Origin of the sequence: Agrobacterium larrymoorei (genome assembly GCF_030819275.1) — a bacterium.
Classification (GTDB): domain Bacteria; phylum Pseudomonadota; class Alphaproteobacteria; order Rhizobiales; family Rhizobiaceae; genus Agrobacterium; species Agrobacterium larrymoorei_B.
Window position 1 is genome coordinate 1,240,086 of sequence record NZ_JAUTBL010000002.1, and the last position, 20,550, is coordinate 1,260,635.

The following is a 20,550-nucleotide window of genomic DNA, read 5'->3' on the forward strand; positions in this document are numbered from 1 at the left end:
GATGGGACAGAAGCAACCATTCGCCAAACATGTCGTACTGGTCGTGGAGGATGATCCACTCTTGCGAATGATGGCAGTCGATATGGTCGAAGACGCGGGATTCAGTGCGATCGAGGCTGGTGGAGCCGACGAAGCACTGGAAATACTGCACGCACGCCCCGATGTCGGCGTGCTGTTTACCGATATCGACATGCCTGGCAGCATGGATGGAGTCCAGCTCGCGCATCTCGCCTGCCAGACAGACAGGCCAATTGGTATCGTGCTCACGTCCGGGCATCACCGTCTTGATCAGGAAACCCTGCCACCGCGCAGCATTTTCTTCCCCAAGCCATACGACCTCAACATTGTGTCTGAGGTATTGCGGAAATTCGCAGCTTAAGCGGCTGCTGGAAACTCAGCGCGACACCTGGGTTTCACCAAATTCACCGGTTATAAACCAAGATGATCGGTGAAAATTCGCATTAATTTTTCAGAAAATAAAATTTTCTATTGTCTACCCAAGATTTGGCTCCGGGGGACTACATGAATTTTCTTGGCATTACAGGTATGCAATATTCGGGCGTTCCGTTCCACGATACGCGAATATTGCTCGCGGAAGATTCAAATGTCTTTACCCAGATGATCGGAGCTCGGTTAAAGGAGTTGCTTGGACTGACGGTCGAAGTCTGCCGCAATTTCGAGGAGCTACAAGAGTGCTACGAGCGCTCCACCGAGGAGGTGACCCTCGCCATCTCGAACATCAATCTGCCAGGCGCGGAAAGCGGCGAGGCCCTGGAATATCTGGTGGATCTGTCGATCCCGACGATCGTCTTTACCAGCACCTTTCATGAAGACACGCGCGAGAAGCTGATCACCAAGGAGGTGGTCGATTATATCCTCAAGGACAATGTGTTCGCCGTCGACATGCTGACCGAATCGGTCTGCCGCTTCCTGACCAATCATCGCCATCACGTTCTCATCGTCGACGATAGCCCGACCGCGCGCGCCCTGTTGTCCAGCCGATTGAAGCGCTACAATTTCCGCGTCAGCCTTGCCGACAGCGGCGCGAAGGCACTCGAGATTCTTCGCAACAACCCGGACATCGGCCTGGTCGTCACCGACTATAATATGCCGGATATTGATGGCTTCGAACTCACTCGTCGCATTCGCACGATGCGTGGCTCGCACGAACTGCGCATCATTGGTGTATCGTCTTCGAACAATCGTCTGCTCTCCGCACGCTTCCTGAAGGCTGGCGGCAATGACTTCATGCTCCGACCCTTTATTGAGGAAGAGTTCTATTGCCGCGTGAATCAGAACCTCGACACGCTGGTGCAGATCAAGACGGCCCGTGGCAATAGCAAGAAGGCCGCTGCGGCCTGACGGGCACTAATCTCTAGAACACCGAGAGCCGTCCTCACATCGAGGGCGGCTTTGCCATTTCAAAGCTGTGACTCCAGTGGAAGAATACCCATGATCAGCGCGACCCCACGCCTTGAGAGGCTGGCATAGGGCTCGTTGGCGTAAAGACGAGGCCTGCCTCTTACGAGGCCGGTCCAGATCAGTCGCTTCTTAGGAGTGAGCGCCAATTCGAAACTCATCTCCCGGCTTGTTTCCTCCTTGAAAATTTCGTCCATTGCAGACGCCAGTTCCGGGGAATTGAACAGCACGCCCATCTCTGTATTCAGCGACATGGAGCGCGGATCGAAATTCAGCGATCCGATGAAGCCGGTCTCACCATCACGGGTGAAGGCTTTTGTGTGCAGGCTCGCCTGTCCAGAACCTCGAAGTGACAGCGAATTTTGCTGGTCGGCAAGCGAGCGTAATTCATGGATTTTGACGCCATTCAGCAGCAGAGGACGGCGGTAGCGGGCATAGCCGGCATGCACTGCGGCAACATCTGTTGCAGCAAGTGAGTTGGTGAGCACCGATACGCACACGCCATTTGCTGAAAGGCGCGACAGCGTCTCGACACCCTTCTGCCCTGGAATAAAATAGGGGGAGGTGATCTTGAGCTTTTCTTCTGCGCCTTCCATGACGGGAAGAAGATTCTCCATCAGATAGTTATGTCCGCTGCGGCGCTTGCCGGCGGCTTTCTCCGGTGGGTCTGCCAAGACGGTTGCCGAGGCGACTTTGTGAAGCTTATCCGCCAACAGGAACTCGCCATCGTGATGAAGGCTCTCGACCTTTTCAAGATAGGGCCGGGCTGCATCGCCAGTGGCGAGCGCATCCAGCTTGCGCCGCAGCCTTGCAAGTCTACTCGGGCGTTTGGCCAGCAAGGAACGCACCGGGATGGCAACAGCACTGTTCCAGTAATCGTCGAAAATCTCTTCCGCGTCGCTGACGGCTTTGCCGTGGGCAAGCACGTCGAAGTCACGAAAATTCGCAGCCTCAGCTGCACCGAAATAGGCGTCTCCGATATTGCGTCCGCCAGTGATCAGCGCCCTTCCATCCGCAATCCACGCCTTGTTGTGCATTCGCCTGTTGACGCTGCGGAAGCGTAAAACGAGCTCAATCCCGCGCCGGAAGATGTTTTCCCGTGCCTTCGTCGGGTTGAACAGGCGCAGCTCGATATTGGGATGGCTGTCTATGGCGTGAAAAATCCTGTCCGACATCGTAACGCCGAGATCGTCCAGGAGCAGCCGGACGCGGACGCCACGGTCCGCCGCGGCAAGAACCTCACGCATCATGAGGCGGCCGGTCAGATCCGCATTCCACATGTAGTACATCAGATCGAGGCTACGGCCGGCAGCCCGAGCGGTTGAGACGCGGACGGCGAAAGCATCCATGTTAGATTGAACCAGCGCCAGCGCCGTCAGTCTGTCGCCGTTATCGCTATCGCGTATATGGGTCCAATGGCGGTCAAGCGGCGTGGCGTCGTCGGCCTTGGGAAGCGCTGTGGAAGCGACTTTCGTAATGGCTCGTTCCTGACGGCGCGACAGGGCAACAAGCGCGGCGAGGAGGCCGACGATTAAAATAAGCGTCGTTATTATGATCCCCGCCACGATGTCTCCCATCCCTGCTCTTTGGCCCCCGTACCAGTTTCGATTATCAACGCTCCGGTTTATTGAGCGCTGTAAGCTTATCGCATCGCCTGGGTTTCGATCCCGGGATTAGGTTCGGGCATTCCGGGATGTGATGTCACCAGATAGGTGATTGCAACGACGCTGGCCGCCACGATAAGGGTCCCGATGACAGCGATTGTCAGACCCCACGGCTTGGACTTGCGGCGAGACCATACGAAGCGGCGGTGCCGCAACCGGTTCTTGTTGCTGTGGTGATGATATTCGGGGCCGAGATTTTCTGTGTTGGCCATGGTGCTTCTCCGCGCCTGTTAAAAGTTACGGCTGTGACCGATCGAACGCTTCAACCGCACTGGTGGTTTCATCAGGACACACGAATGAAGCTGCTTGGGCGCTTTTCCGGCCACGTGACCTTGTCGCGTGCAGTCGCAGCAGACAAGGTGGATGGGCTTGCAACCTTTTGCTCTGGGAGAGAGTCGTGATTGCCGACCCGCGCGCATTTCTGAAAGATTTGTTTTTCGCAGCCGTTCGCGCGGCGGACCCCTATGAAGCGATCTGCGCCAATCTTCCCGAAAGGCCAAAAGGACGAACCGTCGTGATCGGCGCTGGTAAAGCGGCAAGCCAGATGGCGGAGGCCTTTGAACGTGCCTGGCCTCATCCTTTCGAGGGCGTCGTCGTCGCGCGCCACGGGCCGGTTGCTCCATGTCAGACCATCAGGATAGTGCAGTCGGCGCATCCCGTCCCCGATGAAGCCGGCCTCGCTGCATCGCAGGCTCTTATCGAAGCCGTACATGGACTGACGAAGGACGATCTGGTTATCGCTCTTATCTCCGGCGGTGGCTCGGCGCTGCTACCTGCGCCGCCAGAGGGGTTCTCGCTTGCAGACGAAATTGCGCTTAACGAGGCGCTGCTCGCTTCCGGCGCGCCGATCTCCGCCATGAATCTGGTGCGCAAGCATTTTTCTCGCATCAAGGGGGGAAGGTTGGCTGCTCTTGCCCATCCGGCGCGTGTGGTCAGCCTGATCGTCTCCGACGTGCCGGGAGACAATCCGGCCTTCGTCGCCTCCGGTCCGACGGTGCCGGACGAAGGCGACGCCTCCGACGCGTTGCGAGCAATCCGCGACTACAAAATTGCGCTGCCCCAGAGTATCGTCGATTTTATTCACCAAGAGGTGACACCGAAGCCTTCGGATGCAACATTTACTGGACACGAGGTGCATATCATTGCCTCAGCCCGCGTCTCTCTGGAAGCGGCTGCGAAGCTTGCAGTGGAACGGGGTGTGGAACCACTCATACTCTCAGACTGCATCGAAGGGGAGGCGAAGGACATCGGCAGAATGCACGCTGCTTTGGCGCTTGAGTTTTCAACCCGCGTGTCACTAGGCAAATCCATGGTGCTTCTTTCCGGCGGCGAAACGACGGTGACGATCGGTAACGGCACATATGGAAAAGGTGGTCGCAATTCCGAGCTGCTGCTTTCTGCTGCTCTCGACTTGCAGGCAAGCGAGGGTATAACCGCGCTTGCAGCGGACACGGACGGGATTGATGGATCGGAAGATAATGCCGGCGCCTTCTGTGACGGACAAACCGTGGCGCGCATCCGTGCCGCCGGGGGCGATGCGCGCTCCTGTCTCTCAGGCCACGACGCGTGGTCGGCTTTTTCCCTGGCAGGTGATCTTTTTGCACCCGGTCCGACGGGCACCAATGTCAACGATTTCCGCGCTTTTCTGCTGCAGTAGGCGGCGTGGTGGTTCTGACGACATGCCAGCGACCACGCGATGAGCGGTGACATCGGAGCCTATCTCAGCCTTTTCGCCTCTGCATTTCTTGCGGCAACGCTCATCCCTGCTCAATCGGAGTCGGTCCTGGTCTATTTGATAGCGAAAGGCCACCACTCCATTCCATTGCTTGTCGCGGTGGCAAGCCTCGGCAACGTTCTGGGATCCGTCCTCAACTGGTATCTGGGCCGAGGCATCGAGCACTATCGTGATCGGCGCTGGTTTCCGGTTTCCTCTGACAAACTCCAGAAAGCGCAAGGCTGGTACGCCCGTTACGGACGGTGGTCTTTGCTGGCAAGCTGGTTACCTGTCGTGGGCGATCCTTTGACGGTGGTCGCCGGAGTCATGCGTGAACCTTTGCCATCCTTCATCGCGATCGTAACCCTCGCCAAGGCGGGACGTTATGTGCTTCTGGCGTTGGTCACGCAAGGCCTTCTCTGAGGCTCGCATCACCAGGCGGTGATCTGTCTCGCTGAAGCATCTCGCGCAAAAGTGCGCGCGGTTTTGCGATAACGACATGCGATGAAACAAGGACATGAGGCGTATGGCCAATCTGAAAGATCGCGACAGGCTTTCAGATCATCCTCACCCTTGCGTAGGCTTTGCAAAAGCTTTGGCTGTGATGATATGATCCTGTGAGAATTCACCGAGGCGAAGGGAGGCGCTGCCGTGAAATCCAAAATCCTGTTCAGAGATGATCATCCGCGGGGTCTGATATCCCGCCGCAAAATCCACCGCGTCGGCGCGAACGACAATATCCCGAGCTTGGAATTCGAGACTGCGGGTCAAGAGCGCGACTGGCGTCTCTTCTGTCTCATCGGTGCGATCGTGTGCGGGCTTTCTGCCTTCATCTTCCTGCCGTTGTGGTAACAGGAAACACAAAGGCCGGTTTTTGCTTGAAAAAGACCGGATCGGTCGTTAGCCCGTTACACAGAGCATGAATGGCGGTACGGGCTGACTATGGTAATGATTGAAACGGTCGATGCCGTGCCGAGGGCGTTCCTCGGGGTGGAGCGATCGGCAACAGACCAGCGATGGATGTCGCGGCTGGATCAGGCCGGGCAGAACCGTGCGCTCGCCATGTCCCAGGTCCATGGCATCCCGGAACTGATCGCCCGCGTACTGGCGGGCCGCAATGTCGGTGTGGATGACGCGCTTGCCTTTCTTGATCCGACGATCCGCTCGCTGATGCCCGATCCCCATACGCTGACGGATTGCGAGAACGCCGCAAAGCGCATTGCCGACGCGATCGAAAAGCGCGAGAAGATCGCCATCTTCGGCGATTATGACGTGGACGGTGCCGCATCCTCGGCGCTCATGTACCGCTTCCTCCATCATTTCGGCCTCGAGCCTGAAATCTATATTCCAGATCGCATCTTCGAAGGTTACGGTCCGAACCCCGCCGCCATGCAGCAACTCGCCGCCAATGGCGCGACTCTGATCATTACCGTCGATTGCGGTTCGACCAGCCATGAATCGCTGAGCGTTGCTCGCGATGCCGGAACCGATGTGCTCGTCATCGACCACCACCAGGTCGGAACCGAGCTTCCTCCAGCGGTTGCCCTGGTCAATCCAAACCGCGAGGACGATCTGTCGGGGCAGGGGCATCTTTGCGCGGCAGGCGTGGTGTTTCTTGTGCTGGTGGCAACGCTTCGGGTTCTGAAGGAGAGGCACAATCGCCAGGCCTTCATGCTCGACCTTCTAACCTATCTCGACATCGTGGCGCTTGCGACGGTCTGCGATGTCGTGCCGCTGAAGGGCTTGAACCGCGCTTATGTGGTCAAAGGACTGGTTGCTGCGCGGCATATGAACAATGTCGGGTTGGCAGCTCTGTTCAAGAAGGCGGGGCTTGGCGGACCGGTGACACCCTATCATTTCGGCTTTCTGATCGGCCCCCGCATCAATGCAGGTGGACGTATCGGCGATGCGGCCCTTGGAAGCCGTCTCCTGACACTGGATGACAGCACGCAGGCCGAAGTCATTGCGGAAAAGCTGGATGAGTTGAACCGCGAGCGCCAGGCGATGGAGGCGGCGATGCTTGCCGAGGCTGAAGCCGAAGCGCTCTTTGAATATGGCGATGGCTCCGGTGCTGGCGTTATCGTGACAGCGAGAGAGAATTGGCATCCGGGCATCGTCGGCCTTCTCGCCTCGCGGCTCAAGGACCGATTTCGCCGTCCTGCCTTCGCCATTGCCTTCGACTCGCAAGGACGAGGCACGGGCTCGGGGCGCTCCATCAATGGCTTCGACATGGGGCGCATGGTGCGCAATGCCGTCGACGCCGGTCTGCTGATCAAGGGCGGGGGCCACGCCATGGCAGCCGGTCTAACCGTGGAACGCGCCAATCTCGGGCGCTTGCGAACCTTCTTCGAGGAAGCGGCACAGAAGACGGTCTCGCAGCTTGTCGAGAACAGTGTGCTGAAAATTGACGGTGCCATTGGCGCCTCGGGCGCCACGCTGGCGCTGGTTGACCAGTTGGAGCAGGCGGGTCCCTATGGGTCGGGCCATTCGCAGCCGATTTTCGCCGTGCCAGCGCATCGGCTGCGTGATGTGCGCATCGTCGGTACCTCGCACATCAAGATCACGTTGGAAGCTCTGGATGGCTCGCGCCTCGACGGTATTGCCTTCCGTGCTGCGGATGCGCCTCTGGGCCAGATGTTGATGGCAGCCCGCGGGCGTCAAATCCATGTGGCCGGTACTCTTGGGGCAGAGCACTGGCAGGGTCAAAAGCGCGTACAATTGCGCGTTCTGGACGCAGCCTTCGCGCCGTAGCGCGTCAGGAGAGGCTAAGCATATTCTGAAGTCTCAACATACGGAATCGCCTGTGTGACCATTCCGCATAGAGTGCGGACAGGTTCATGCGCTTGATCAAGATCTGCACGTAACATCATGAAATTAAGGGAGAAGTGGCACGCCCTAGGGGAGTCGAACCCCTCTTTTCAGAATGAAAATCTGACGTCCTAACCGATAGACGAAGGGCGCGTGCGCTGTGGTGGGGGCCTTATAGTCAGGCAGCGGATTCTCCGCAAGCGGCAATTTCGTTTTTTTTGATTTTAGACGATGTTTTTTGTCGAAGGAACACAGGCGCTGTGGACAAGCTGATCCACACCTTCGGCTATGAATGAAACTGATGATTGAAGAAGGGGGAAGCGTGAGGTGGCGTGGGATCAGGGGCTTCCCGTTTGATCGCCGCCTCACGCTTCATCGGGGGGACAGCGAAAAAACGAGCGGTGAAGAATTTGGTTCCAGACTTGCGAGACGAACCACAAAAAATCGCTTTACCGGTCATCGTGCTGCCTCTTGCAGCAACAAAAAGCCGCCCGAAGACAATTGTCTTGGGCGGCTGATGTCATGCGACTTGGACGTTACGATCAAAGATCGACGTCGAGGATCGCCATGGAGAAGTTGTAGGAACGATCGCCATCTTCATCGTCGATATAGACGACGCCCAGGAACTCTTCGCCCATATAGACTTCAGCGGAATCATCCTTGCGTGGACGTGCCTTGACGGCCATCTTGTCGTTGAACGTGCGCTTGAAATAGGCGTCGAGCTTTTTGATTTCGTCGGCTTTCACCAGTCTTCTCCTGTGCGGTTCTCACGTCGTCCATCGTCCTTGCAGACGCGTCGTTCGGATATCGTGATTTTCAATCTGCGCCGCTTGTGGCACGGCTTAAAGGCGAAAGTAAAGTCAAAGAGGCAAATCGCCCATGTGATCCACTACGCGATCCACACGGGCGATTTTTACTCTATCCAATGTAATCAGATATCCGCGCCGATGATCTGGTCCATGATGCGGGAAGGCTCGTTGCAACCGCCTTCGCCGACGATCCGGGCGGGCACGCCGGCGACCGTCGCATTGGGTGGAACGGGCTTCAAGACGACCGAGCCTGCCGCAACACGTGAACAGCTTCCGACTTCGATATTGCCAAGGATCTTAGCGCCTGCGCCGATCAACACGCCGCTGCGGATCTTTGGATGACGGTCGCCCGTCTCCTTGCCCGTGCCACCAAGGGTGACGCCTTGGAGAATGGAGACATTGTCGCCGATCACGGCAGTCGAGCCGACAACGAGGCCGGTCGCGTGATCGAGGAACAGGCCCTTGCCAACCTTTGCCTGCGGATTGATATCCGTCTGGAAGACGCTGGAGGACCGGCTTTGCAGATAAAGGGCGAAATCCTTCCGTCCCTTCGACCACAGCCAATGGGCAAGACGATGCGTCTGGATGGCGTGGAAGCCTTTAAAGTAGAGGACTGGCTCGATGAACCGCGTGCAGGCGGGGTCGCGATCATAGACCGCCTGAATGTCGACGCGCAGGACTGCGCCCCATTCCGGCCAGTCGTGAAGCATCTCTGAAAACGTCTGGCGCAAGAGAACGGCCTGCATGTCCGGATGGTCTAGCAGCTCGCAGATGCGATAAATGACGCTCTCTTCCAGCGAATGGTGATTGAGGATCGTGGAATAGAAAAATGCCGAAAGCAGCGGATCCTGCGCGGCGGCTGTGCGCGCTTCGTTCAACAAGCTGCCCCAGATCGGATCGACGACGGTGATCTGATCATTTTGGCAGGTCTCTATGCGTGCGACCATGTCAGCTGTCCTTAAAACCGGTTTGCGTCACTATACAGAAAAATACGTTGCACAGAAATGGGTATGCGCGAGCAGCGTTAAAGGAGGTAAAGCATCAGTTTTTCTGAAAGCTTTGTGGAACGGCGTTTCTTGATCACGCCGATTTGTCGACCTCGCTGTAGAATTCCAATACCGCCGCCTTGAAGACGCGATCTCCAACCGCAAGCATGTGATCGCGGTTGGGAATGTCGATCGCTCGGGCGTGAGGCATCAGATCGGCAAGCTCTTGGCCCGAGCCTGCAATATCGTCCTTGGTTCCAACCGCAACCAGCGTCGGTGCATCGATCTTGGCGGCTTCTTCGCGTGTAACGAGAACGCGCGATGTCTCGATACAGGCAGCAAGCGCTACGCGATCGCTCTTCGTCTGCTCGGCAAAGGCGCGGAACATCCGCCCACGCTCATGGGTGACGATATCGAGAGACGGGGCGCGAAGCGCATCTGCAATCGGATCCCAGTCACCAACGCCATCCACCATGCCGATGCCGAGCCCGCCGAACACCAGCGAGCGCACGCGATCGGGGTGTGCCATCGCCACGAAGGCGGAGATACGAGCGCCCATCGAATAACCCATGACATGGGCTTCTGGGATGCCGAGATGGTTGAGCAGGCCAACCGCATCTTCAGCCATGACAGCAGGATAATAGGCATCCGGATCATGCGGCTTGTCGCTGGCGCCATGGCCGCGATTGTCAAGTGCGATCACTCGATAGCCGGCATCTCCAAGGGTCTTTACCCATCCAGGATGAACCCAGTTCACTGCCGCACTCGACGCAAATCCGTGGATCAGGAGAACCGGTGCTCCGGACGGGTCGCCGTCGTCGAAATAGGCCAGTTCCAGTCCATCGCGCTGGAACGATGAAAATTGCGGTAGGTTGAGATTCATCAAGGACCTCCTTTTTTGCCGACCATATGTCAGGAAATAGACCTGTTGGGAATATTCGACACTCTTTTCTATGGAGGTCCGCGTGATTTAACGCTACATACTCGAACAATACGAGCGTTGGCTCAGAGACGAAGTTGCATTTGGAGACGAACATGGCCGGCCATACAATTCCTCACTTCCAGAACGACGGCGGACACCGCATGATCGAGATCGGCGTCAAGGAATTCATGTGCACGGGAGCGTCCGTTCCTTTCGATCACCCGCATATCTTCATCGATATGGGCGACGAGAACGAGAAGGTTTGCTCCTACTGTTCCACGCTCTATCGCTACAATCCGTCGCTGAAGGCCACGCAGACCAATCCTCCCGGCTGCGTCTTCCACGTGAAGGCAGCGTAACCCCATATATCGGGGCTCTCCATGCCCATAAAATCCGTGGCGATTATCGGTGCCGGTATAGCTGGTCTCACCGCAGCCCTTTCTTTTGCCCGTTATGGCATTGCAAGTGACATCATGGAGCAGGCGCCTGAACTCGCAGAGGTCGGCGCAGGGCTGCAAATCTCGCCCAATGCCGCCCATATCCTTTCCGCCCTCGATGTCCTGCCGTTGATCGAGGAGAAATGGCTCGAGCCTGAGACAGTCGATCTGGCGTCGGGCCTTTCGCTCAAGACGCTCGTCTCCCTGCCGATGAAGAGCGTGGCGAAAGGCCGTTGGCATGCGCCTTATGGCGTGCTGCATCGGGCGAGCCTGCAACAGGCGCTTCTGGCGAAACTCAGACACAATCCCCTATGCCGCCTGCATCTGGGCAAACGGTTGGAGACTGCCAGCAGAACCGAGATTGCCCGCGCGATCTTCACGGAGCCGGAGTTGGTCGTGGGGGCCGATGGCGTTTGGTCAAGTGTGCGCTACGCCGTGCCGAACAGCCCGGTTGCAACCTTTTCACGCAATGTCGCCTGGCGATTTACCTTATCTGGAGAGGACGCGCCCGACTTTCTCGATCGCACGGCTGTTACAGCATTTCTTGGACCATCCGCGCATGTGGTGGCATATCCACTGGGGGAAACAGGTGGCTTCAACATCGTTGCGATTGCTGTCGGCGCAAATCCCGGAGATACGTGGAAGGCGGAAGCGCAAAGTCAGCAGAAGGCATTTCTGCTCCAGCAGTTTCGTCGTTGGCATCCAGCTTTTGGCGAAGCGCTGCAGCGTCCCACGCGGCCAACATTCTGGCCGTTGTTTCAGGTAGGGGCAGGGCGGTGGCACAATGGCCGCGACACGGTGCTGATCGGTGATGCGGCCCACGCGATGATGCCTTTTGCTGCCCAGGGGGCGGCCATGGCAATTGAGGATGCTTTCGAGCTTGCAACCTTCGTTTCGCAAGGAAAGACGCTCGTCACGTCATTGCCGGATTTTGCAGCGCATCGCATGCCTCGCATTGAAAAGGCCCGCAAACGGGCCGCGCTCAATAGCTTCGCCTATCACGCTTCGGGCCCCATGCGCATAGGGCGTGATCTTCTTCTGTCGATGCGTCCGCCGGAAAAATTCCTGGCGGACTTCGACTGGCTTTATGGCTACAGGGCGAGAGGGCTTTAGACTGCCGCCGCTGCCGCGAAACCCGCTTCCAGATCGCGCTTGATATCCTTGACGTCCTCAAGCCCGATCTGAAGCCGAATAACCGGCCCTTCCGTCGGTCCAGCAGCCAAGGTCCGGTCGGCGAGATTGACCGGGATCGCAAGCGATTCGTAGCCGCCCCATGAGAAGCCAAGCCCGAAGATCGACAAGGCATCGAGGAAGGCATGCGCCTTTTCGGTGAACTGGTTCTCATGCGCCTTCAAGACAAACGAGAAGACGCCGCTGGATCCTTTGAAATCACGCTTCCAAATGTCATGCGTCGGAAAGCTCGGCAGGGCAGGGTGCAACACGCGCGCGACGTCGTCGCGCGTCTCAAGCCATTGGGCGATCTCAAGCGCACTTTTCTGATGGTGTTCCAGCCGGATGCCCATGGTGCGCATGCCGCGCAGCACCTGATAAGCCTCGTCGGATGTCACGCACATGCCGAGATTGGTGTTGGCGTCGCGCAGCTTCTTCCAATGTTTTTCGTTGGCGGAGACAAATCCCATCAGCACATCGGAATGGCCTGCCGGATATTTCGTGGCAGCATGGATGGAGACGTCCACGCCATGATCGAGCGGGCGGAAATAAAGCGGCGTCGCCCAGGTATTGTCCATGGTAACGACGCAGTCGTGGCGGTGTGCGATAGACGAGATCAGCTTCACGTCCTGCATCTCGAACGTGTTCGAGCCGGGCGCTTCCAGATGCACAAGGCGCGTATTGGGACGGATCAGTGCCTCGATATCGGCACCGATCGCGGGATCATAATATTCGACCTCGACGCCATATTGCTTCAGCATCGTATTGCAGAAGCGGCGGGTTGGGAAATACACCGAATCGACGATCAGCGCGTGGTCGCCGGCGGAGAGATAGGCGAGAAACGGAACGGTCACGGCGGCAAGGCCGGACGACAGAAGAATGGTGCCAGCCGATCCTTCCAGTTCGTCGATCATTTTGCAAAGCGCGTCAGTCGTGGGTGTCCCATGGGTGCCGTAGGTGTATGGCTGGTTGCCCGACATCAAAGTCGCAGCATTCGGAAAAAGAACGGTCGAGCCGCGGACGATCGGAGGATTGACGAAGCCGAAAAAGTCGCTCGGGTCGTTTCCGAAATGGGCAAGGCGCGTGTTTACACCCGAGGTACCGAGGATCTCGTTCTTGTCTTTCATGCTGGCCGTCTCTCATTAATGTGATGCGGGAGGATGCCGGGGATTTGCTCTTGAGGTCAAGCCGCTTCTCCAAGCTTGGGGAAAACCAGTCTATCTGTCAGACAGGATGACCAGATTTTGAGCGATTTTCGCGCAAAAAATAGTCATCTGCTTACTTAAAAGACGAAAATTTGAAAATTCCGTTTTTTAGACACAATTGCTTAGCGAAAGTCTTGACCATGGCGGTAATTGTGATTGTGATAGGGGCGCGCACCGGGAGGTGAAGCGGAGAGACTGTGGCAAGCGCATGGCGTGTGCCGGTCATCTCCAATCGAGAAAAAACAGACAAAGGTTGGGAAAAATGAAAAAGGCACTTCTGTCAGCCGCTATTGGCGCAGCAGTCTTGGGAGCTGCAACGGCTGCATCTGCCGGTACTCTTCAGGATGTTAAGGCAAAGGGTTTTGTCACCTGCGGCGTCAGCTCTGGCATTCCGGGTTTCTCGAACCCAGACGACAAGGGCGAATGGTCCGGCATCGACGTTGATTATTGCCGCGGTATCGCTTCCGCTATTTTCGGTGACGCTTCTAAGGCCAAGTACGTTCCGCTGACCTCGAAGGACCGTTTCCCGGCTCTCCAGTCTGGCGAAGTTGACGTTCTGACGCGTAACACCACTTGGACGATCAGCCGCGATACGTCTCTCGGCTTCAACTTCCGCACCGTCAACTACTACGACGGCCAGGGCTTCATCGTTAAGAAGAGCCTGAATGTGAAGTCTGCTCTCGAGCTCTCCGGTGCTGCCGTCTGCGTTCAGCAGGGCACGACGACCGAACTCAACCTTGCCGACTACTTCAAGACCAATAACCTTCAGTACAATCCGGTTGTATTCGAAAAGGAATCCGACGCGACGTCCGCTTATGACTCCGGTCGTTGCGACGTCTACACGACGGACCAGTCTGGCCTCTATGCTATCCGTCTGAAGATGAAGAACCCCGACGAAAACGTGGTTCTGCCGGAAATCATCTCCAAGGAGCCGCTCGGACCAGCCGTTCGCCAGGGTGACGACCAGTGGTTCGACCTCGTCAGCTGGGTTCACTACGCCATGGTCAATGCTGAAGAACTCGGCATCAACTCCAAGAACGTTGATGAGCAGAAGGCTTCTGCCAATCCAGACGTCAAGCGTCTTCTCGGCACAGAAGAAGGCACCAAGATCGGCACCGATCTCGGCGTCACCAACGAGTGGGCTTACAACATCATCAAGAATGTTGGCAATTACGGCGAAGTCTTCGACCGTAACGTCGGTCCTGGCTCTCCGCTCAAGATCGAGCGCGGCCTGAACTCTCTGTGGAACAAGGGCGGCCTGCAGTACGCTCCTCCGATCCGCTGATTGCTTGAAAGCCTAAAGCTTTTGCAGGAGGCGGAGATGTTCATCTCTGCCTCCTTCTTCTTCATAAAATAAGCTCGAAAAGAGCATATAGAGGGAAAGGTGCCTATGGCAGGCAAGACGATCCGTTCTGGACCGTCCGGCGCATCCGGCGCGACGTCCATGATCAACGATCCGCGCATGCGGTCCATCTTCTATCAGACCGTGACGCTCATCATCCTGGTGCTGGCTGTCTGGTTCATCACCAACAACACGATCCAGAATCTTCAGAGAGCCAATATCGCGTCAGGCTTTGGCTTCCTGAACGGAAGAGCCGGTTTCGATATCGGCCAGACGCTGATCGATTACAATAACGACAACACGTTCGGCCGCGCGCTGATTGTCGGTATATTGAACACCTTGCAGGTGGCGGTTCTTGGCATCATCACCGCCTCGATCCTCGGCTTCCTCGTCGGTATTGCCCGCCTGTCCAGAAACTGGCTGGTATCGAAGCTTGCGCAGGCCTACGTGGAAATCTTCCGCAATCTGCCTCCGCTTCTCGTCATTTTCTTTTGGTACAAGGGCGTCATCACGATTCTTCCGCAGGCGCGTGAATCGCTTGCTCTGCCGTTCGATACCTATTTGAACAATCGCGGCTTCTTCTACCCCAAGTTTGTATGGGGCGAGGGCACTTGGATGGTTCCGGTAGCATTCCTCGTCGGGATCGTCATCACCTTCTTCATCTATCGCTGGGCCAAAGCCCGGCAGATGCGCACCGGGCAGCCTTTCCGCACCGGTCTCGTCGGCACCGCGATCATCATCGGTTTGCCGCTATTGACGTTTCTGGCGCTTGGCGCGCCGTTGACCTTCGATCTGCCGGTTCTCGGCCGCTTCAATCTGGCCGGCGGTTCGGTCATTGCGCCGGAATTCATGTCGCTCTATCTGGCGCTTTCCTTCTACACCGCCTCCTTCATCGCTGAAATCGTCCGTGGTGGTATCAAGGCTGTACCAAAGGGGCAGACGGAAGCGGCCGACGCGCTCGGCCTGCGTTCCAGCACCACGACGCGCCTGATCGTTGTTCCGCAGGCAATGCGCATCATCATTCCGCCGCTCACCAGCCAGTATCTCAATCTGACGAAGAACTCGTCGCTCGCTGTTGCCGTTGGCTTCTCGGATCTTGTTGCAGTCGGCGGCACCATTCTCAACCAGACGGGTCAGGCTGTCGAAGTCGTGGCGATCTGGATGATCGTCTATCTGTCGCTGTCCATCACGACGGCGTTGTTCATGAATTGGTTCAACGCGAAGATGGCATTGGTGGAGAGATAAGAGACATGACCAGTACTCCCGTTTCCTATATCCGCCGTGAATTGGTGCCGGCTCAGCCGGCGCCCTCCAGCCAGGTCGGCGTTATCCATTGGCTCAAGACGAAACTCTTCGCGACGCCGAAAGATGTCGTGATGACGGTGCTGTCCATTGCACTGCTCGCCTATATCATTCCCCCGCTGGTGCAGTTCTTGTTCGTCGACGCCGTCTGGACTGGGACCGACCGACTTGCCTGCCTCACGGTTGCACAAGGCGGCGCTATCCCGGACGGTCAGGCCGGTGCCTGCTGGGCATTCGTCGGAGCCAAGTTCCAGCAGTTCATGTTCGGACGTTATCCGTTGGATGAGCGCTGGCGTCCGCTTCTGGTGGCAGCAATGTTCGTCATTCTGCTCATCCCGATGCTGATCCCCAAGGCGCCGTTCAAGACTGCCAACGCGGTATTGCTCTTCCTAGTGCTGCCCTTCGTGTCCTTCTTCCTGCTGGTCGGCGGCTATTTCGGCCTTCCACGGGTGGAGACGCAGCTGTGGGGCGGGCTGATGGTCACGCTGATCCTGTCCTTCTTCGGAATCACCGTGTCCTTACCGCTGGGCATTCTCCTGGCGCTTGGTCGTCGTTCGACCATGCCGGTGATCAAGACGCTGTGCGTGACCTTCATCGAGGTCATTCGCGGTATTCCACTGATTACGGTGCTGTTCTTCGCCAGCATCATGCTGCCGCTTTTCCTGCCTGACGGCGTGACTTTCGATAAGTTTCTGCGTGCTCTGGTCGGGGTGTCGCTGTTTGCTTCTGCCTATATGGCGGAAGTCATTCGCGGCGGTCTTCAGGCCATTCCGAAGGGGCAGTATGAAGGTGCGGATTCGCTGGGCTTGAACTACTGGCAGAAGACGCGCCTGATCGTCCTGCCGCAGGCGATGAAGCTCGTCATCCCCGGCATCGTCAACACCTTCATCGGTCTTTTCAAGGATACGTCGCTCGTGTCGATTATCGGCATGTTCGACCTCCTCGGTATCGTCAACCTCAACCAGTCGGATGCAAACTGGGCAACACCCGTAACGCCTGTCACAGGCTACGTGTTTGCCGGGTTCATATTCTGGATATTCTGCTTCGGCATGTCGCGCTATTCCTTGTTCATGGAGCGCCATCTCGACACCGGACATAGAAAATAAGGGAAAATCTCATGGCAGAAACCCAAGCAAAGAAGCTGGAAGTTTCGGCGACGGATGTCGCGATCGAAATCACTGGCATGAACAAGTGGTACGGCGATTTCCACGTGCTGCGTGATATCAACCTCAAGGTCATGAAGGGCGAGCGAATCGTCATCGCCGGTCCATCCGGTTCCGGCAAATCGACGATGATCCGCTGCATCAACCGATTGGAAGAACACCAGTCTGGCAGCATCGTCGTCGATGGCATCGAACTGACCAACGACTTGAAGAAGATCGACGAAGTGCGTCGCGAAGTCGGCATGGTGTTCCAGCACTTCAACCTCTTCCCGCATTTGACCATTCTGGAAAACTGCACGCTGGCGCCGATCTGGGTTCGCAAGATGCCCAAAAAGGACGCCGAAGAGATCGCGATGCACTATCTGAAGCGCGTCAAGATCCCTGAGCAGGCCCATAAATATCCAGGCCAGCTTTCCGGCGGCCAGCAGCAGCGTGTGGCGATTGCCCGCTCGCTTTGCATGAAGCCGAAGATCATGCTCTTCGACGAGCCGACATCGGCACTCGATCCGGAAATGGTCAAGGAAGTGCTCGACACGATGGTGAGCCTTGCCGAAGACGGCATGACCATGCTTTGCGTCACTCACGAAATGGGCTTTGCCCGCCAGGTGGCGAACCGCGTGATCTTCATGGACCAAGGCCAGATCGTCGAGCAGAATGCCCCGCAGGAATTCTTCGACAATCCTCAGCACGAGCGTACCAAGCTCTTTCTCAGCCAGATCCTGCACTAAAGCGTGTCGCGATCTTTCAGAATCGCTCATACGCTTTAGGTCCCTGTTATCGCATGTCGTTATCGCAAAACCGCTACCCACTTTTGCGCGACGTGCTTTAGGATTTTTCGGAATAAAAACAACAAACCCGCCGGGCGACGGGCGGGTTTCCCTTTGAAACTAGGGCTGAATGTCAGCGTGACATCAGGGTCATCGCCGTCATCGAGTCGAGAAGCGTGCGGGTCACACCGCCAAACAGCATTTCCCACCAACGGGAATGACCATAGGCACCCATCACCAATAGATCGATGCTGTTATCCGCCAGGCGGTTCTCGATTGCCGTATGGGGCGCGACGCCCTGGATCTTTTCCTGCGCGGTGACTGTCACGTTAACGCCATGACGGGCAAGCGTTGTGGCGATCTCCGAACCCGCCAGTGCGGCCGTCTTCGAATCATTATCTTCCAGGTCGACCGAGAAGACTTCGACGCTCTCGGCTGCCTTCAGGAAGGGCAGTGCGTCAAACGTCGCGCGCGTAGCCTCACGCGATCCATTCCATGCAATCAGCACGCGGCGGATCGGTTTTGGCGCTGTCAGGACATGCGGGACGAGAAGGACCGGACGTCCGCTCTCGTAGAGAAAATTGTCAATGTCGGCGCGGCTATCCGACAAGGCTGACGAACTGTGCTGGCGAGCCACGATCAGATCGGCGCAGCGCGCACTCTGGATCGAGGACTTGGCAGAATAGCCGACCGACGAAGCGAAGCTGCGCCATTCGCTGGAGATCCCGTTCGCCGCCATGCTCTCGGCGAAGATCTTGCCAGACTCCTCGGTCTCCTTATGCGCCACATCCTGCACCGCCTGCACGGTGGCCGGATCGGGCATCTCCATGGGGGCAACGAGAGGCACAGCGGCAAGAGCTTCCATGTGGAGCCCTACCACATGGGAAGAGAATTGTTGCGCCAGCTGAACCACGAAAGCGTCCAGATGACGCGTGTTTTCAGCAGTGTCAACAACAGTGAGGATCGTTCTGTAGCCCATGGCCATTCTCCTTGTAACGCATCGATGGGGGGTCCAAGATGACCCCGTCATCCGCTCATCGCCTTGATTCTTATCAAGGCGAAATCTGCACAGAGTAAACGTATTGCGCCCTAAGGAGTTCACGCAAACGTGGATGAAGCCTTCGCTTTCGCAATGTTCTCAATCATCGCCGCCACGTCTTTCGCTGCTGCCTCCAACAGGCCAGCATCGCGGGCGCGGACCACGATCTCGGTGGAGAAGCGCTGCCCATCATATTTCGGATAGGAACCGATGCTGGTCTGAGGGTGAGCCTTCTGGATCTCGCTCAGGGGCGTTCCGATGTCACCTTCGCCAAATTGAGATGTCACCGACTGGGACATCATCTTCGCGCCTGTCTTGAGGGTCGGCACGACATTGTCGAGCATGGCTTGAAACACTTGCGGCACGCCCGCCATGACATAGACATTCTCGACAATGAAGCCTGGCGCGACCGAGACCGGGTTGGCGATATGCTGTGCTCCGCGCGGCATGCGGGCCATGCGTTTGCGTGCCTCGGTAAACTCCATCTCCCGGGCGCGATACATGTCTCCGAGAATTCGCAAGGCATCCGAATCATGCTCACACGGCAGGTTGAACGCCACCGATACTGCATCGGCCGTAATGTCGTCATGCGTCGGGCCGATTCCGCCGGAGGTAAACACATAATCGTAGCGAGCACGAAGAGCATTCAAGGCTTCGACAATCGCTGGCTCGTCATCTGCGACGATCCGTACCTCTTTCAGATCGATGCCTGACATCGTCATCACGTCAGCAAGGTGTCCAATGTTCTTGTCCTTGGTGCGACCAGACAAAAGCTCATCGCCGATGGCGAGCATGGCGGCCGTAACCGGGGAGGAGTGAGATGCAGAAGACATGGGAGGATACCTACGCGACACGATGTGCGCAGACGTTAAACCCGCCAGCGGCGAATGCAATATGCCGAATCATAAAATAGGAACGTCAACTCACTGGCAGCTGTCGTTCGCTAATCGAGAACGGTCCGTCCTTTTCGCACCTCTCGCTCTCGCCCCATTCCTCTGTTAGCCTTCTGTTACATCAGCGGCGTAGAGTTCGTCCGCAATCTTGATGCTGAACAACAAACAATGAGGAAAGACCAACGATGGCAAAAGTTCTGGTGCTCTATTACTCGTCCTACGGTCATGTGGAAACAATGGCTTACGCCGTTGCAGAAGGTGCAAAGTCTGCAGGCGCCGACGTTGTCGTGAAGCGTGTTCCCGAGCTCGTTCCGGAAGAGGTCGCGAAGTCCTCTCACTTCAAACTGGATCAGCAGGCACCGATCGCGACTGTCGATGAGCTTGCAGATTACGATGCGATCATCGTCGGCGCCGGCACACGCTTCGGCAGCGTTGCCTCGCAGATGCGCAATTTCTGGGATCAGACGGGCGGCCTGTGGTTTGGCGGCAAACTGGTCGGCAAGGTTGGCTCGGCCTTCACTTCAAGCGCCACGCAGCATGGCGGTCAGGAATCGACGATCCTCAGCTTTATCCCGACCTTCCTGCACCACGGCATGGTCGTAGCAGGTCTGCCTTATGCCTTCCAGGGCCAGATGGGCGTTGATGAAATCAAGGGCGGCTCGCCTTATGGTGCATCCACCATCACCGATGGTGACGGTTCCCGCCAGCCTTCGGCTGTCGAGCTCGAAGGCGCTAAGTTCCAGGGCGCGCACGTCGCCAAGCTCGCAGCAAAGCTCTCGGCTTAAGCAGATAGATAAAAACGAAAATGCGGCCCATGAGGCCGCATTTTCATAACCGTCATTGAAGACGGCTCTCATATCGAATTAATCAAAAGCTTCAGACCGGCGGGTTGACCATCATAAGGCAGGTC

At 57.1% G+C, this 20,550-nt stretch carries 21 protein-coding genes and 1 tRNA gene; 13 read left to right on the forward strand and 9 right to left on the reverse strand.

Annotated elements, in window-relative coordinates; translation table 11 throughout:
- The first annotated feature begins 1 nt into the window (after nucleotide 1).
- Both QE408_RS14655 and QE408_RS14660 read left to right on the forward strand, forming a co-directional pair.
- Nucleotides 2-379: a response regulator gene (locus tag QE408_RS14655; RefSeq protein ID WP_306932370.1), complete on the forward strand. Its 378-nt coding sequence runs from the start codon at nucleotides 2-4 to the stop codon at nucleotides 377-379.
- 143 nt (nucleotides 380-522) lie between these two features.
- Nucleotides 523-1,362, forward strand: a complete 840-nt coding sequence (locus QE408_RS14660; protein WP_306932373.1) for a response regulator — start codon at nucleotides 523-525, stop codon at nucleotides 1,360-1,362.
- 59 nt (nucleotides 1,363-1,421) lie between these two features.
- On the opposite strand, the gene QE408_RS14665 is transcribed toward QE408_RS14660, so the two are convergent.
- Nucleotides 1,422-2,984, reverse strand: a complete 1,563-nt coding sequence (locus QE408_RS14665) for a phospholipase D family protein (protein ID WP_373465553.1) — start codon at nucleotides 2,982-2,984, stop codon at nucleotides 1,422-1,424.
- A 77-nt stretch (nucleotides 2,985-3,061) separates the two neighbouring features.
- Nucleotides 3,062-3,295 (reverse strand): hypothetical protein, encoded by a 234-nt coding sequence (locus tag QE408_RS14670; protein WP_306932377.1) that lies wholly within the window; start codon nucleotides 3,293-3,295, stop codon nucleotides 3,062-3,064.
- 185 nt (nucleotides 3,296-3,480) lie between these two features.
- On the opposite strand from QE408_RS14670, the gene QE408_RS14675 reads away from it, so the two are divergent.
- The 4 genes from QE408_RS14675 to recJ all read left to right on the forward strand — a co-directional run bounded on the left by QE408_RS14675 (nucleotide 3,481) and on the right by recJ (nucleotide 7,548).
- Complete coding sequence (locus tag QE408_RS14675) at nucleotides 3,481-4,740, forward strand: glycerate kinase type-2 family protein (RefSeq protein ID WP_306932379.1); 1,260 nt, start codon at nucleotides 3,481-3,483, stop codon at nucleotides 4,738-4,740.
- Between the two features lie 39 nt (nucleotides 4,741-4,779).
- Complete coding sequence (locus QE408_RS14680) at nucleotides 4,780-5,220, forward strand: YqaA family protein (RefSeq protein ID WP_306932381.1); 441 nt, start codon at nucleotides 4,780-4,782, stop codon at nucleotides 5,218-5,220.
- A 228-nt stretch (nucleotides 5,221-5,448) separates the two neighbouring features.
- Nucleotides 5,449-5,649 carry a hypothetical protein gene (locus QE408_RS14685; RefSeq protein ID WP_306932383.1) on the forward strand — a complete coding sequence of 67 codons (201 nt, stop codon included), beginning with the start codon at nucleotides 5,449-5,451 and terminating at the stop codon, nucleotides 5,647-5,649.
- A 96-nt stretch (nucleotides 5,650-5,745) separates the two neighbouring features.
- On the forward strand, nucleotides 5,746-7,548 hold the full coding sequence (gene recJ, locus QE408_RS14690) for a single-stranded-DNA-specific exonuclease RecJ (RefSeq protein ID WP_306934813.1): 1,803 nt from the start codon (nucleotides 5,746-5,748) through the stop codon (nucleotides 7,546-7,548).
- Between the two features lie 135 nt (nucleotides 7,549-7,683).
- On the opposite strand, the gene QE408_RS14695 is transcribed toward recJ, so the two are convergent.
- The 4 genes from QE408_RS14695 to QE408_RS14710 all read right to left on the reverse strand — a co-directional run bounded on the left by QE408_RS14695 (nucleotide 7,684) and on the right by QE408_RS14710 (nucleotide 10,283).
- Nucleotides 7,684-7,758, reverse strand: a tRNA-Glu gene (locus QE408_RS14695).
- Between the two features lie 389 nt (nucleotides 7,759-8,147).
- Nucleotides 8,148-8,351: a DUF3126 family protein gene (locus tag QE408_RS14700; protein WP_062425480.1), complete on the reverse strand. Its 204-nt coding sequence runs from the start codon at nucleotides 8,349-8,351 to the stop codon at nucleotides 8,148-8,150.
- 185 nt (nucleotides 8,352-8,536) lie between these two features.
- Nucleotides 8,537-9,361: a serine O-acetyltransferase gene (cysE, locus tag QE408_RS14705; RefSeq protein WP_306932386.1), complete on the reverse strand. Its 825-nt coding sequence runs from the start codon at nucleotides 9,359-9,361 to the stop codon at nucleotides 8,537-8,539.
- Nucleotides 9,362-9,494: 133 nt separating this feature from the next.
- Nucleotides 9,495-10,283 carry an alpha/beta fold hydrolase gene (locus tag QE408_RS14710; RefSeq protein ID WP_306932388.1) on the reverse strand — a complete coding sequence of 263 codons (789 nt, stop codon included), beginning with the start codon at nucleotides 10,281-10,283 and terminating at the stop codon, nucleotides 9,495-9,497.
- A 152-nt stretch (nucleotides 10,284-10,435) separates the two neighbouring features.
- On the opposite strand from QE408_RS14710, the gene QE408_RS14715 reads away from it, so the two are divergent.
- Together QE408_RS14715 and QE408_RS14720 are read left to right on the forward strand one after the other, a co-directional pair.
- A complete protein-coding gene (locus QE408_RS14715) occupies nucleotides 10,436-10,681 on the forward strand; it encodes a zinc-finger domain-containing protein (RefSeq protein WP_296018961.1) in 246 nt (81 codons plus the stop codon).
- A 21-nt stretch (nucleotides 10,682-10,702) separates the two neighbouring features.
- Nucleotides 10,703-11,872, forward strand: coding sequence for an FAD-dependent monooxygenase (locus QE408_RS14720; protein ID WP_306932392.1), 1,170 nt, complete (start codon nucleotides 10,703-10,705; stop codon nucleotides 11,870-11,872).
- Here the strand turns inward: QE408_RS14720 and QE408_RS14725 are convergent.
- A complete protein-coding gene (locus QE408_RS14725; RefSeq protein ID WP_306932394.1) occupies nucleotides 11,869-13,056 on the reverse strand; it encodes a cystathionine beta-lyase in 1,188 nt (395 codons plus the stop codon). The two genes, QE408_RS14720 and QE408_RS14725, sit on opposite strands and share 4 nt — an antisense overlap.
- A gap of 340 nt (nucleotides 13,057-13,396) precedes the next feature.
- Here QE408_RS14725 and QE408_RS14730 point away from each other — a divergent pair, with 340 nt between their 5' ends.
- The 4 genes from QE408_RS14730 (at nucleotide 13,397) to QE408_RS14745 (ending at nucleotide 17,669) form a co-directional block, all read left to right on the forward strand.
- Nucleotides 13,397-14,419 (forward strand): amino acid ABC transporter substrate-binding protein, encoded by a 1,023-nt coding sequence (locus QE408_RS14730; RefSeq protein WP_306932396.1) that lies wholly within the window; start codon nucleotides 13,397-13,399, stop codon nucleotides 14,417-14,419.
- A 105-nt stretch (nucleotides 14,420-14,524) separates the two neighbouring features.
- Nucleotides 14,525-15,721, forward strand: a complete 1,197-nt coding sequence (locus tag QE408_RS14735; protein WP_306932398.1) for an amino acid ABC transporter permease — start codon at nucleotides 14,525-14,527, stop codon at nucleotides 15,719-15,721.
- Between the two features lie 5 nt (nucleotides 15,722-15,726).
- Complete coding sequence (locus tag QE408_RS14740; protein WP_306932400.1) at nucleotides 15,727-16,884, forward strand: amino acid ABC transporter permease; 1,158 nt, start codon at nucleotides 15,727-15,729, stop codon at nucleotides 16,882-16,884.
- 11 nt (nucleotides 16,885-16,895) lie between these two features.
- Nucleotides 16,896-17,669 (forward strand): amino acid ABC transporter ATP-binding protein, encoded by a 774-nt coding sequence (locus tag QE408_RS14745; RefSeq protein ID WP_296018970.1) that lies wholly within the window; start codon nucleotides 16,896-16,898, stop codon nucleotides 17,667-17,669.
- Nucleotides 17,670-17,841: 172 nt separating this feature from the next.
- Here QE408_RS14745 and QE408_RS14750 read toward each other — a convergent pair whose 3' ends face one another.
- Entirely contained in the window at nucleotides 17,842-18,687 is an 846-nt protein-coding gene (locus QE408_RS14750; protein WP_306932401.1) for a universal stress protein, read from the reverse strand.
- 119 nt (nucleotides 18,688-18,806) lie between these two features.
- Nucleotides 18,807-19,580 carry a competence/damage-inducible protein A gene (locus QE408_RS14755; RefSeq protein ID WP_306932402.1) on the reverse strand — a complete coding sequence of 258 codons (774 nt, stop codon included), beginning with the start codon at nucleotides 19,578-19,580 and terminating at the stop codon, nucleotides 18,807-18,809.
- Between the two features lie 245 nt (nucleotides 19,581-19,825).
- Between QE408_RS14755 and wrbA the strand changes: the two genes are divergently transcribed.
- Nucleotides 19,826-20,425 carry an NAD(P)H:quinone oxidoreductase type IV gene (wrbA, locus tag QE408_RS14760; protein ID WP_306932403.1) on the forward strand — a complete coding sequence of 200 codons (600 nt, stop codon included), beginning with the start codon at nucleotides 19,826-19,828 and terminating at the stop codon, nucleotides 20,423-20,425.
- Nucleotides 20,426-20,550 lie beyond the last annotated feature (125 nt).

What these genes read in the sequence shown, in the direction of transcription:
- QE408_RS14655 (WP_306932370.1), top strand. Translation starts at nt 2, where the DNA reads ATGGGACAGAAGCAACCATTCGCCAAACATGTCGTACTGGTCGTGGAG.
- QE408_RS14660 (WP_306932373.1), top strand. Translation starts at nt 523, where the DNA reads ATGAATTTTCTTGGCATTACAGGTATGCAATATTCGGGCGTTCCGTTC.
- QE408_RS14670 (WP_306932377.1), bottom strand. Translation starts at nt 3,295, where the DNA reads ATGGCCAACACAGAAAATCTCGGCCCCGAATATCATCACCACAGCAAC.
- QE408_RS14680 (WP_306932381.1), top strand. Translation starts at nt 4,780, where the DNA reads ATGAGCGGTGACATCGGAGCCTATCTCAGCCTTTTCGCCTCTGCATTT.
- recJ (WP_306934813.1), top strand. Translation starts at nt 5,746, where the DNA reads ATGATTGAAACGGTCGATGCCGTGCCGAGGGCGTTCCTCGGGGTGGAG.
- cysE (WP_306932386.1), bottom strand. Translation starts at nt 9,361, where the DNA reads ATGGTCGCACGCATAGAGACCTGCCAAAATGATCAGATCACCGTCGTC.
- QE408_RS14710 (WP_306932388.1), bottom strand. Translation starts at nt 10,283, where the DNA reads ATGAATCTCAACCTACCGCAATTTTCATCGTTCCAGCGCGATGGACTG.
- QE408_RS14715 (WP_296018961.1), top strand. Translation starts at nt 10,436, where the DNA reads ATGGCCGGCCATACAATTCCTCACTTCCAGAACGACGGCGGACACCGC.
- QE408_RS14720 (WP_306932392.1), top strand. Translation starts at nt 10,703, where the DNA reads ATGCCCATAAAATCCGTGGCGATTATCGGTGCCGGTATAGCTGGTCTC.
- QE408_RS14725 (WP_306932394.1), bottom strand. Translation starts at nt 13,056, where the DNA reads ATGAAAGACAAGAACGAGATCCTCGGTACCTCGGGTGTAAACACGCGC.
- QE408_RS14730 (WP_306932396.1), top strand. Translation starts at nt 13,397, where the DNA reads ATGAAAAAGGCACTTCTGTCAGCCGCTATTGGCGCAGCAGTCTTGGGA.
- QE408_RS14735 (WP_306932398.1), top strand. Translation starts at nt 14,525, where the DNA reads ATGGCAGGCAAGACGATCCGTTCTGGACCGTCCGGCGCATCCGGCGCG.
- QE408_RS14740 (WP_306932400.1), top strand. Translation starts at nt 15,727, where the DNA reads ATGACCAGTACTCCCGTTTCCTATATCCGCCGTGAATTGGTGCCGGCT.
- QE408_RS14745 (WP_296018970.1), top strand. Translation starts at nt 16,896, where the DNA reads ATGGCAGAAACCCAAGCAAAGAAGCTGGAAGTTTCGGCGACGGATGTC.
- QE408_RS14750 (WP_306932401.1), bottom strand. Translation starts at nt 18,687, where the DNA reads ATGGGCTACAGAACGATCCTCACTGTTGTTGACACTGCTGAAAACACG.
- QE408_RS14755 (WP_306932402.1), bottom strand. Translation starts at nt 19,580, where the DNA reads ATGTCTTCTGCATCTCACTCCTCCCCGGTTACGGCCGCCATGCTCGCC.
- wrbA (WP_306932403.1), top strand. Translation starts at nt 19,826, where the DNA reads ATGGCAAAAGTTCTGGTGCTCTATTACTCGTCCTACGGTCATGTGGAA.